Origin of the sequence: Komagataeibacter sp. SM21 (assembly GCF_041402665.1) — a bacterium.
GTDB classification, from domain to species: domain Bacteria; phylum Pseudomonadota; class Alphaproteobacteria; order Acetobacterales; family Acetobacteraceae; genus Komagataeibacter; species Komagataeibacter saccharivorans.
This window is the reverse complement of record NZ_JBGLOV010000010.1, coordinates 49,937-62,348: the sequence shown is the minus strand read 5'-3', so window position 1 is coordinate 62,348 and position 12,412 is coordinate 49,937. Positions and strand designations below refer to the sequence as shown.

Genomic DNA, 12,412 nt, shown 5'->3' with positions numbered 1-12,412 from the left:
TCTGAAATCAACACTGCTCGCCTGTAGTTCACGGCCCTTACGCAAGCCAGAGGGAACGGCTCCGGCCGCGTCTCCGCTGACTTACGTATTGCGCATGAAAAGGCGTCGTGACCTGAGGGGGCTGGTCAGGTGGCCGTCACCGTTGCCGCCGTATTATTTTTCCGTGCCGGGATATAGCTTCTTACGCGGGCATAACTTTCACGCACGCCCTGTACGCAGCGTTCCGGGTCGAGGCCCGCATGATCGATCGCCTTGCGGAATGCAGTCCATGAAGGACCACGCCCCATCGGGTCCGCCGCCATATGCCGGGCACCAAAACTGTCGTCAAAGCCCATTTTTTCAACAAGCCGGGTCAGGAAATTAGCGCCGAGCTTTGATCCTTCCGCGACATACAGCCATCCAATCGCGGTGGAAGGGTCCATCATACCCACAGGCACGCCTGGGGCAGGTATGGCGATGTCCAGATCGTTCATATCGGCCGAAACCTGCTGGAACCTGTTTCTGGCGGCCAGATCCGGCACGATACGCGCAAGGTCATCGCTGTTGTACAGGGGATCGAGGTCACGATGGAACAGGTACTGCATCAGCACAAAGTCCCGATAACCTGCGGCATCCGTAAACATGCCCCGGGACATGACGGTGTGATTGAGTTCATCGTGGATCTGGTGAGTGGCTTCCCGCAGGTAGCCGGACAGGGGGACATGAATGTTCCCGTCGTTTAACAGAGTCATGTTTTTCTTCCTGTTACAATTTTATACTTAGAGTCCAACGGACTGATTCTTGCGTTTCACATGCGCAGACCGCTGGAATCCAACATTTCCTCCATTAGTGCAACTAAGAATCAGGCGCAACAAAATCCTTGCCGCCTCACGATCGCACGCATATCGTTGTGCTAATGATTCTCAGTAGCAATGGTGAATGATGATAAAGCTCTTCTTCCGACGAGGGCAGGCACGCCGCCGTCACATGCTTGCAACCACGGCTCTGGCCTGTGCGTGGATGACCCCCGCCTTTGCCGCATCACAGGCAACAGATACGACAACATCCCCAAAAACGGCAGTAAAACAGTCCTCTCCACCAGCGCAGGTTTCCCTTTCACCCGCCGCGCCGATCCGGCTTTCCCCCGTAAAAGTGCAGGGCAGTACGGACATCATTGACCTGATGAAATTTGATCCCGACAAGGATCATAGCGAAGTGGGCAAACCGGCGGTCCTGACCACCACAACCACCTACAAAACCTTCCGCGACAGGCAGATCGACAGTCTGGAGGATTATTCACGGCGCGTGGATGCCTCTGTAAACTATAGTAACGGAAACTCCAGCATCAATATTCGTGGTCTGGACCAGAATCGGATACTGACCACGATTGATGGCGTGCGTATGCCATGGGCAAATGACGGTGCCTATGCAGGCAGCTTCAATACCGCACAGGGGGGCGTAAGTGATTTCGATTTCAATTCACTCGGGGCCATTGACGTGGTCAAAAGTGCTGATTCCAGTTTCTTCGGCACGGGTGCGCTAGGCGGGGTGATTGCCCTGCGGACGCTGGACCCTGAAGACATCCTCAAGCCCGGTAAAAACTTCGGGGGCCTGACGAAGATGACCTATAATGGCGCAAGCGAAGCCGCATTGCTCAATCAGGCTTTCGCTGCGCGTTACGGGAATACCGTGTTCCTGCTTCAGGGGGGCTACCAGAACGGCAGCGAAACGGGCAACCGTGGCGATACGGGTGGTTATGGCCGGACCCGGACCATGAAAGATCCGGCGTCCTATCAGGTGGGCAACTTTCTGGGCAAGGTCCGGCATTATTTCGCTGGCGGCCACCGGATCGGCCTGACGGGCGAATGGTATGACCGTAATTATAACGAGGAGACCAAAACCTCCGAAACCACAGCGACTGATCGCTATTATACCCGCAGCGAAAACCAGCGTTCGCGTGTTTCAGCCAATTATGATTATCAGGCTGACAGTCCGACCGCACTGTTCAGCGAGGCCCATTTTCTGGCCTACTGGCAGAGCATCAAGACCGATACCGATATCACGAACCGGGATTCAGCCAATGCTTCCACATATACCCACGAACATCTGAGCCTGCCCGTGCAGTCCTATGGTGTTACCGGGTCAGCCACAAACAACATCTTCACCGGTCCGCTGCACCATAAGATTACTTATGGCGGCGAAGTCTTCCTGACCGATACCTATCAGACCCAGACCGGCCAGCAGGCGGTCTCCAGTCCGTACCTGCATGACAACTTCTCGGACATGCCCAAGGTACACGGGACGGACATGGGGGCAATCGTGCAGGACCGTATCGGCATCGGGCGCAATGAATGGTTCCATATCACGCCGGGATTCCGCTTTGATTACTTCCAGCGTGATCCGCATAATACCACGTCCTACATGGCAAATGCAGGATATAGCGGCCTGCCACATGGCGCCCATGGCTCACACTTCTCGCCCAAGGTGCTGGTGGAAGCGCGGGTGGCCCACAACCTGACATTATATGGACAGTATTCCGAAGCCTACCGCGCCCCATCAGCGACGGAGGAATACCTGAATTACAGCACCCCGCCGTACTATCAGGTAACAGGGAACCCCAACCTCAAACCCGAAAGCAGCCGGGGATGGGAAGTTGGCATGAAATACGGCAATTCCGAACGCGGGGCCAATATCTCGTTTTATGACAATCACTACCATAACTTCATCGATATGGAGGGGGTCAGTGGCTGTTCGGGGTACTACCTGTGTTATGGCTATACCAATCTGGCGCATGTCCGCATTTATGGTGTGGAAGCGAGCGTCAACTGGGCGTTTGACCGGCACTGGCATACATGGGGTTCGTTTGCCTATGCCGACGGGCGCGATACGGACATGAACTTCCACCTCAGTTCGGTCGCACCTTTCCGTGGCATCATCGGCTTTGGCTACAAGACGGATAACTGGGGCACCGACCTGTCGGGCACATTCGCCACTTCACGCGATGACGCCAAATACCTGACCACCACGGGATCGCTACAGAACCAGTGGAAAACGCCCGGCTACGTCATTTTTGACCTGACAGGCTGGTACAGCCCCACATTCTACCGTCCGCTGCGCATACAGGCGGGCATGTACAACATCTTTGACAAGGCTTACTACAACGCAGCCTCGCTCCCCTATGGCCAGTCATCCAGTTCACTTTCGGAGCGGTATTACACGCAGCCTGGCCGCTCCTTCAAGGTAACAGCGAGGATCGAGTTCTGATGGCATATAAACCTGCAGGCCACGGTCGGGTGGAAATGGGACGCCGACTATTTGCCTGCCTGCTGGCTGGCGGCGTGCTGACCATGCCACGCATCAGCCGGAGCGCCGGAGATGACCTGTTCACCGACTGTCGGGGGCGACAGGTAAAAACTGGCCCTGCAACGCGCATAGCCAGTATTGGCGGCACCATTACCGAAACGCTGTATGCGCTGGGTGCGGATGCGCGTATCATCGCGGTTGATATTACCTCCACATGGCCCGCACAGGCATTGCGCGAGAAGAAATCCGTGGGCTACATGCGCGCCCTGTCCGCCGAAGGCATTCTTTCGCTTCAGCCTGACCTGATCCTGGCCATGAACGATTGTGGACCACCACAGGTTCTGGAGCAGTTGATGGCATCAGATGTGCCGGTCGTGTTTGTTGACGCCACACCATCGGAAAACGCCATTCTGGCACGCACGCGCTTTCTGGCGAAACTGATACATGCGCAAATGGCTGGCGACCGGCTCTGCGCGGACATATCGCGGCATTTCGATATGCTGTCACAATGGCGCGCGACCCACCCTGAAACAAAGCGGGTGCTGTTCGTCATGCGCATGAGCAATAACCGCCCGATGGTAGCAGGTACGGGCACGGCCGCGGATGCCGTGATCCGTCTGGCCGGTGGCACCAACCCCGCAACATTTGAAGGCTACAGGATACTGGATCAGGAAGCCCTGATCGGCCTGCGACCGGATGCGGTACTGACCATGGAACAGGACGCCCCGCAGGTCCGCGCCGCCCTGCTTGCCAATGCGGGGTTCCGGTTGACGCCTGCAGGCAGTAGCCAGACGATCATCGCCATGGAAGGCGAACGCCTGCTGGGTTTTGGCCCCCGTACGCCCGATGCGGCACTGGAACTGGCCCGCCACCTGAGCACGCCCGCATGACGAGGGAAATATCCCGCACGGTCTGGCTTTTCAGCCTGCTGTCGGTCCTGCTGTTGCTGACCATGCTTGTGGCCCTTGATACGGGGGCCACGACGGTTCACCTGCGCGACCTGTGGCATCCGGCTGGAACACAGGATCAGGCGACACGGCTGGTGCTGCGCGACATCCGGGGACCGCGCGTCGTCATGGCCTGCCTGACCGGCGCGGCGCTGGCGGTTGCCGGCACGATCATGCAGGGACTGTTTCGTAACCCGCTGGCCGATCCGGGACTGGCCGGGGTTTCGTCCGCTGCGGCGCTGGCGACGGCCTGCGTCATTATCCTTGGCAGTTCGTGGCAGTGGGCGACGTGGCTTGGCATGTGGACAATCCCGTGTGCGGGCATCGTGGGCAGTTTTGCTGGCATGGGACTGCTCTATCTTTTCGCTACGCGCGGTGGGGTGACATCGATCACCGCAATGCTGCTGGCGGGCGTGGCGTTTGGGGCTTTTTCCGGCGCGCTGACCGGTATCCTGATCTTCCGGGCCAATGATGCAGCCCTGCGTGATCTGACTTTCTGGACAATGGGCAGCTTTTCCGGGGCCACATGGCGCAGTGTCAGCCTGCTGGTGCCGTTTGTGCTGATTGCGGGCGCACTTGCCTCCTGCCTTGCCGCCCCGCTGAACGCCATGCTGCTCAACGAACACAACGCGCTGCTGATTGGCTACCCGGTAGAACGGATCAAAAGCCTGTCCATTCTGGCGGTCGCCTGCGCCACGGGGCCGACCGTATCCCTGGTGGGGGCAATCGGTTTTGTGGGGGTGGTCGTGCCGCATCTGGTACGACTGGCCGCTGGTCCTGACCATCGGATTGTCCTACCCGCCAGTGCAATGCTGGGGGCAATATTACTGACGGGAGCAGACACCATGGCCCGCACGCTGGCCAGCCCCGCGGAGATCCCGGTTGGCGTCGTGACAGCACTGCTCGGCACGCCGGCTTTTGTCTGGCTGCTGGCACGTAGTCACCGTACGGATGTTTCGTGATGACACTGGAATTGCGCAACGTAACATGGCGGCGGGGTGAGCGTGAAATCCTGCGCGACGTCACCCTGTCTTTCGGCAGGGGTCTGGTCACGGCAATCATTGGCCCTAACGGTGCGGGCAAAAGTTCGCTGCTGCGTCTCGCCAGTGGACTGTCCAGGCCGACCGGTGGAGACGTGCTGCTGGATGGCCAGCCGGTCGCTGCCATGTCGCCACGGCATCTGGCCACCCGCCGCGCCATGCTGACACAGGAAAATGAAACTGCAGGCCAGTTTCTGGTACGCCAGATGGTCGTGATGGGGGCAGGGATGTCCGCCCGCAGGATGGCCATCGACCGGCAGGTGGCACTGGCTGATATGCTACTGCAGCAGGTAGGGCTGGCACAGTTGGCCGGGCGGCAGATGATGACCCTGTCCGGCGGGGAACGCCAGCGTGCAAATCTTGCCCGTGTCCTCATGCAACTGGAAGTTGCCCGGGCGAAGGACTTACCTGCGGGTTTTCTCCTGCTGGACGAACCGATTTCAGCGCAGGACCCCGCCCATCAGGCGCTTGTCCTGCAACTGGCATGCCAGCATGCCGCCCGGGGCGGTGGCGTCGCTGTTGTGCTGCATGATCTCAACTGGGCCGCCGCCTGCGCAGACCGACTGGTTGTGGTTCATCAGGGCAGGGTCCATGCGTATGGTACCGTCGAAGCGGTAATGACACAGGATCTGGCCTGCTCCATTTTCGGTCTCAAGGATGGCTGCATCCATCTTCATGCAAAAACGGGCCGCCCCTTCATCCTTCCCCATGATAATATTGGTAGGGAAGCCAATATCCGTGCATCGTCATAACCTACCTGCACGATCGGGCGCGCAGGCAGGTAGATCAAGGAGAACGACTTTATCCGACTGCCACCGTAATCCGCACCGCCCTCCATACCCGCTCACTTCCGAACTGCGCCTTTACGGCGCGGTAGCGAGTGTTTTTGCGGGCAGCAGCGCTTCCTCCACCAATGGCCATGGGACGATCCCCGCTGACGCGATGCCCGCAAACGTGGTGCGGACATCAAACGGGCGGCCTGCGGCCTCCGCATCATGTGCCTGACGCGATATCAACTGGTCCAGCATCAGTTTTCCGGTCACATAGCTGGTGCCATAGCCGGGCTGGCGCAGATAAAGAAGCTGCTCGAAACCAACCAGCGCATTGTTGGGATCAGAATAGCCGCGTGGCGTCCATGTCGCATGGAACCGTCCCGCCGTGGCGAGGTCCATCTGGTTCGCCTGCACATACAGCGACGCCAGACCGCGCGCGGCACGGTTGGCCAGCATGATCCAGACCAGTTCACGCCCGCGCCGTTCATGGTCATACAGCCCCGCCTGCATCACGATTTCCTCGAACGCGGTAGCAAACCCTTCGGACCGGGCGGCATAGATGTTGAACAGCGGCGCGCCACGACGGATCGGGTCGGGATTGGGGTCATCCTTGATCCGCGCCAGTTCCGTCCAGTGAATGTCATGGGAATAGAGCGGCCACGGGTCCAGCGCCGTAACTTTCAGAAAGAAGTTGCGCTCATCCGGCGGGGTGTAATCCAGCGTCTGCGCCGCCATCGCCGCGCGGTAATAGGGCTGATCCGGCACCAGACCTGATTTGATGATGAAATCAGTGAACTGCTGCATCTTCGTCGTGGCGTATTTACGATAGGCCACGGCATCATCAACAGGCTTCAACTGCGGCAGGTCGCGGTTATGCAGTTCCTCCAGCCGCAGGGAGGCCTGCGCGCGCTCCAGTTCGCGCCGCAACAGACTGGCCTGCTCATCCCAGGTGTAGGGAACAAGCTGGACGTTCTTCATGTACCAGTCATAATTCGCCTTGCCCACACCTGATGGGCCGGTCTTGTGCGGGGCTTCGGCTTCGATCCAGTCCGCGAAGTCCCGTGTTGCGATCAGCGCTTTTTGCGCAGCATCACGCACCTGTGGCCCTGCACCTTCCAAAGTGGCCGCCTTCTGTCCCTCCAGCGTGCGCATCTTCAGGGAACCGTCGAGCAATGCGGACAGCACTTTTTCCTGACGGCGGAATTCTCGATCGCCATATTTCCACAGATCGGCGGTATTGCTTTTCGCCAGCCACCCGCGCGCACGCTGTAACAGCACCGGCACACCCGACAGACGCGCCGCAAGATCCTGTGCCGCCTGCGGTGACAGCGGATAGCTGTAGCGGAACAGGTCGATCGTATCCGCCGACGGGCCTTCATGCGCAGGCACGTCACTTTCCTCGGCAAAAATGGTGGCGAAATAACCGGGATCACGCGCCCATGGACGACGCACCCGCAGGTCGAAATCCAGCCCGTTCATTTCCGCAGCGATCAGGCGCGCGTCGATATCATCCTCGGTAGTCCAGCCCGTTCGATCCAGCGCGGCAAGACGCTTCTGCATCCGCTTCAGGCCGTCCTTTTTATGTGACAGCGCCTTCACATCATAGTCTGGCGCGCCATCGCGCTGTTCTGGCGCGGCAAACGTGCGCCAGTCGGAAAACAGTGTCTGCAACTGCGGACTGGCGGCCTGCGCCGAGGTGGCCATGACATTGCATTGCGGCAACAGAACCATGGCACCGGCACATAGCAGGACCGTCGTGCGGTGCTTTAGAATTTCTTGCAGCATTCGTGTTCCCGATCTCTGCGGTATTTCCCCTCCACCGTGACGCATCGCCCGCGGCAGCTTTGTTTCACGTTGCCCGCACCACACGCGGACTGTCAATTCCGCCCCGGCCTATACCAGATGTCTGCTGTGTCTTTTCGAAACCATAACATCCTGGACCCACTCCAGATGGGGCATGGCGTGAAAAGTGCGATACCCGACAAGAAAGAAACGATATTGCCATCCGGGCCAGCGGACCGTTAGATGAATCATGATGGAAACGAAATGTCATGAAACGGGATGGGGAGCGTGAAGGCCTCATGCCGGTTGTCCGCAGGGTTGCTGCTACTGGCGTCGGTTGCGGCAACAACGCCCGTCCTGTCCGCCACGCCTGCGGCATCTGTCGCTGCGGCACGGTCATCGGGTAATCAATCACCGGCACCGCTGACGATTGCAGGACTGTATGCGGATCACAGCATAATCGGCACCTCACCTGAACATTACGCATGGTCCGCTGATGGCGCACGACTGGCTTTTACATGGAATGATCACGCAACCACGTTTCGTGATATATGGGTCTACGACACTGCATCGGACGTAAAACGGCAGGTAACGCATCTGGACGATGCGAAAGACGGCCATAATACGGCGAAAACGCCCGCGCCTGATCCGGGCGTGACACAGCTTGCATGGTTGCCGGACGGACGCATCGCCTTTGTAACCGATGGCATGGTACGGGTTACGGACATGCAGGGCCATGTAAGCGTGCTGGAAGCGGCACACCATGGGGTCAGACTGCTGTCGAGCTCACCGGACGGGCGATGGCTGGCCTTCGTATCCGATGGATCACTTTGGCTGCGTGACATGAAGGCATCGATGCCCGCGAACATCATGGTTACGGGATCTGCTGATTTCAGTGTGGACCGGATGGAATGGAGCCCCACATCCGACCGCATAGCTTTCGTCATGGCTGACAACCGCGCCGTCCATAAGGTGGAGATCGATTATACCCTTGATGGGCAGAACCACCACGACCACGTGACCCGCGCCTTTCCCGGCGATCCCAATACCGGGTTCCCTGTTGGCCTCGTCGATGTTGCGGGCGGACCACCGCGCTGGATGGCACGCGACAACGAGCAGGACCCGGTATGGAATTTCGGCCTGTCGCCGGACGGTCGATCCCTGTTTGTGAATGCCAGCGACCTGACGATCAAGCATCATGCCATTGATGTCTATGACGTATCCACCGGACATCGGCAAAGGTTCTACCAATTTGCCGACCACACCCAGATCCGCCCCGACTGGCAGGCCGCATGGGCACCACGGGGCAGGGGACTGGTGCTGCTGACAAACCGGTACGGGTATAACCAGCTTTACCACATCCCCACCGCAGGGGCGCGACCGCATCAGATCACGGGCAGGGCCGGGAAACAGGGAACATGGGAAATCGAATCCTTCGTGCCCGATCCGATACATGGGCGGCTGTATTTTACTTCTAACGAAGCGGGGTATGCACAGCGGCAGGTCTATCGCATCGGTCTGGATGGCGGGATACCTGAACGCATCACCCAGACACATGGCACCCACGAACCCGTCTTTTCACCCCGGTTCGACCATATGGCCGACCGGTTCAGCAACGATACCACGCCGCCGGACCTGTATGTCACGGCGCTGGACGCCAATACGCCGCCTTCCATCCGTGTGACACATTCGCCGCTGCCATCGTTTGATACGCGAACATGGGCGGACGTGCGCTACATGGACTACAGAAGCCATGTTGACAACGCACTGCTGACGATGCGTGTCATGCTGCCCCCGGATTATGACGCCAGCCGCCGCTATCCCCTGATCGTCGGTTCGGTCTATTCCGACGCGGTGCGCGATCAGTGGGGTGGACGGACCGCCCATCCGACATGGGGACTGGATCAGTATCTGGTATCGCGCGGGTATATCGTGATCAATCCGGGCATACGGGGCAGCTTTGGCCGGGGAAAGGCATGGAACCGGCCAATGCTGGGTAAATACGGCGTGCTTGACATCGACGACCTGCAGGACGGAGCGCAGTTCATGATCAATCAGGGCTATGCCGATCCGGCGCGTATCGGCATCTGGGGATCAAGCTATGGCGGGTTGATGACGCTGATGTCGCTGTTCACCAAACCCGGTTTCTATGCCGCAGGGGTAGCGGGCGCACCGGCCAGCAACGTGGCCCATGCCTATCCCGAACAGGAATGGATCATGGGCCCACCATCAGGTCGGGATTTCCCCGCCCGTTACCAGCGGCAGTCAGCGCTCTACCACACGGATGGCCTGCGTGACCCGCTGATGATCATCCACGGCACGCGGGACGAGGTCGTGCTGTATGCCGATACCATGGCCATGGCACAGCGCATGATCGCACAGGACCGAATGTTCGAACTGGTCACGCTACCCGGTGCAAACCATCCATGGGATACGGAAAATCTGCCACAGACACGCTTTGCCTATACCAGACTGGTGCGGTTTTTAGACCTTTATCTGCATCCAGCGGCTGCCGTCAGCCCGGCACAGTAGATGAAACAGATCACGATTTCAGCGATCTGCCTGCGCTTTTTCATCAGGCAGACTTCACTGTAATTGATCTGCATGTCACGGAATGCCTCCATATTACCGTATGCGCTGATGAAGGCATTCCACCTCATTTACAGGTCCCGGTCAGGAAATGACGGGCATTTCCCGTGGCGCACGAATGGTCAGGAGATGTGCGCCATCTTCCGTAATCACCACGTCTTCCTCGTGAACGATCATCTTACCCGGGGCGTATTCCATGCCCGGTTCGATTGTCAGGACCATGCCCGGCTGGATGATGGTTTCCTCGCCTTCCCGGAAGGACGGAGGCTCCGTCAACTGCATCCCCAGCCCATGCCCCAGTCGGCCCACATTATTACCGATTGATCCGGCATCCTGCAGCGCGGTGGCCATGACTTTCCATACGGATTCCATCGTCGCACCGGGCCGGGCGGCCTGAATTCCCAACTCCGTCGCCTGCCAGACGGCCTCATTGGCGCGGCGCGCGGCATCATCAATGCTGCCCACGGCATAGACACGATCGAAATCACAGAAATACCCGTCATAGGTTGCACCGGTATCGATGAACAGGACATCGCCCTGCGTCAGTACGCGGTCCTGCGGACCACAGACGATCTGCGCAACACCACCGGGACCGGAAATCGCAGGCATGAAGGGCACGCTGTCAGCACCCCGCGCACACATATCGGCCCGCAGGCGCTTGACGGCCGTCCGCTCGGTATCGCCAATGGAAATCAGGTCTGGCAATCCGATATAGGCGTCACTCGCCACCTCACAGATAAAGCGGATATGATCGATTTCCGCCTCCGTCTTTATCATGCGGGCCTGCCATAGCGCCGGTGTCCCGTCCACAATCTTCATTTCGGGCATGCGGGTGCCCAGATCCAGAAAATCCGAAACCGGCATGCGCAGCGCCATCTCGCGCCCCATTTCCGCCCCGACGCGCCCGAAACGGCGCGGAACGGCAGACAGCGTGTCCGCCAAAAGGGAAACACCATCATCTTCCGGGCATGGCGCAGGCCATGTACGGATGTCATTCACCCAGGTTCGCGCCATCTCCGGTGCGCCAATTTCCGGTATTACGGCAATAATGGCCCCTTCACGCGGGACAACCACAAACCACGGGCGGGTTGGACTTTCCCAGAACTGGGAATCAAAACCCGTAAAATAGCGAATGTTCGATGGTGACGTGACAAATACCGCGTCCAGTTCTTCTGCCCGCAGGATGGACTGCATCCTTTTTACACGCAAGGCGAACTCATCGGCGCAGAACCCTCTGCGGGGGGGATTACGAAGTATTGTCATCTATCTTCACCCTGGCATGGATATATAAATTTCATGTACGGATATGATATTCTGCCTGATGCGGCGGACATGTCCCGCCTTTATAAATATTGCAGAACGGACAAGAAAAGCGCTCTATTTTTGATGGAGATATGAAACTTTATTTCGGTATCAACCCAAAAATACGTAATTATCGTCAGGTCTGTCAGGCATCGGGGCGCGATACGGCCATGCCGGTCTTGACCCGGTCCATGACCACGGTCGTACGAAACCGCTTCACATTGTTATTCCCGAAAAAAAGAGTTTTGGTCAGTTCTTCATATTCAGCCATGGTCGAAACGAGCATGACGAGGAAAAAATCAGCATTGCCAGTTATATAATAGCATTGCTGGACCTGTGGGCATGTTGCAAAGCTCTGCTTGGCTGCCGCAATCAGTTCGACGGTCTCGGTTATGACTTCTACTTCCACCAGAACCGTTATGGTGCGCCCGACGGAAACCGGGTTGATTACGGATACATTCGCTTCGATCACGCCACATTCCTCCAGTCGCCTGATCCGGCGCTGCACCGATGGGGCGGACAGGTTGACCGCTTCGCCTATGACACGTTGCGGCGTCGTATTGTCGCGCTGCAGTATATCGAGAATGGCAAGGTCAAACCGGTCAAGATCGGACCGACCTGTAGATGAAGACATAAAACAGCGTCCTTCATGCAAAAAATGTGCAAAATACACTGTATAATACAGCAGATATTTCAG

Annotated in this window: 9 protein-coding genes; 5 read left to right on the top strand and 4 right to left on the bottom strand. The window is 58.3% G+C overall.

Annotated elements, in window-relative coordinates; genetic code table 11:
• Positions 1–125 precede the first annotated feature (125 nt).
• The gene (locus tag ACBR42_RS11055) at positions 126–731 is read right to left on the bottom strand and encodes a biliverdin-producing heme oxygenase (protein ID WP_371208042.1); all 606 of its coding nucleotides are present in this window, start codon (positions 729–731) and stop codon (positions 126–128) included.
• A gap of 235 nt (positions 732–966) precedes the next feature.
• Between ACBR42_RS11055 and ACBR42_RS11050 the strand changes: the two genes are divergently transcribed.
• The 4 genes from ACBR42_RS11050 to ACBR42_RS11035 are packed head-to-tail and all read left to right on the top strand — an operon-like array spanning position 967 to position 6,021.
• Positions 967–3,243, top strand: coding sequence for a TonB-dependent hemoglobin/transferrin/lactoferrin family receptor (locus ACBR42_RS11050; RefSeq protein WP_371208041.1), 2,277 nt, complete (start codon positions 967–969; stop codon positions 3,241–3,243).
• Entirely contained in the window at positions 3,243–4,172 is a 930-nt protein-coding gene (locus tag ACBR42_RS11045) for a hemin ABC transporter substrate-binding protein (protein WP_371208040.1), read from the top strand. Before ACBR42_RS11050 ends, ACBR42_RS11045 begins: the two co-directional genes overlap by 1 nt.
• Entirely contained in the window at positions 4,169–5,191 is a 1,023-nt protein-coding gene (locus tag ACBR42_RS11040; RefSeq protein ID WP_118963231.1) for an iron ABC transporter permease, read from the top strand. The genes ACBR42_RS11045 and ACBR42_RS11040 overlap by 4 nt, the downstream gene beginning before the upstream one ends.
• Positions 5,191–6,021 (top strand): ATP-binding cassette domain-containing protein, encoded by an 831-nt coding sequence (locus ACBR42_RS11035; protein WP_371208039.1) that lies wholly within the window; start codon positions 5,191–5,193, stop codon positions 6,019–6,021. Before ACBR42_RS11040 ends, ACBR42_RS11035 begins: the two co-directional genes overlap by 1 nt.
• A 111-nt stretch (positions 6,022–6,132) precedes the next feature.
• On the opposite strand, the gene ACBR42_RS11030 is transcribed toward ACBR42_RS11035, so the two are convergent.
• On the bottom strand, positions 6,133–7,827 hold the full coding sequence (locus ACBR42_RS11030; protein WP_371208038.1) for a DUF885 family protein: 1,695 nt from the start codon (positions 7,825–7,827) through the stop codon (positions 6,133–6,135).
• A 303-nt stretch (positions 7,828–8,130) separates the two neighbouring features.
• On the opposite strand from ACBR42_RS11030, the gene ACBR42_RS11025 reads away from it, so the two are divergent.
• Positions 8,131–10,356 (top strand): prolyl oligopeptidase family serine peptidase, encoded by a 2,226-nt coding sequence (locus tag ACBR42_RS11025; RefSeq protein WP_371208037.1) that lies wholly within the window; start codon positions 8,131–8,133, stop codon positions 10,354–10,356.
• A gap of 141 nt (positions 10,357–10,497) precedes the next feature.
• On the opposite strand, the gene ACBR42_RS11020 is transcribed toward ACBR42_RS11025, so the two are convergent.
• Positions 10,498–11,622 carry a M24 family metallopeptidase gene (locus ACBR42_RS11020; RefSeq protein WP_371208036.1) on the bottom strand — a complete coding sequence of 375 codons (1,125 nt, stop codon included), beginning with the start codon at positions 11,620–11,622 and terminating at the stop codon, positions 10,498–10,500.
• A gap of 238 nt (positions 11,623–11,860) precedes the next feature.
• A complete protein-coding gene (locus ACBR42_RS11015; protein WP_371208035.1) occupies positions 11,861–12,349 on the bottom strand; it encodes an Lrp/AsnC family transcriptional regulator in 489 nt (162 codons plus the stop codon).
• Between the last annotated feature and the right edge of the window lie 63 nt (positions 12,350–12,412).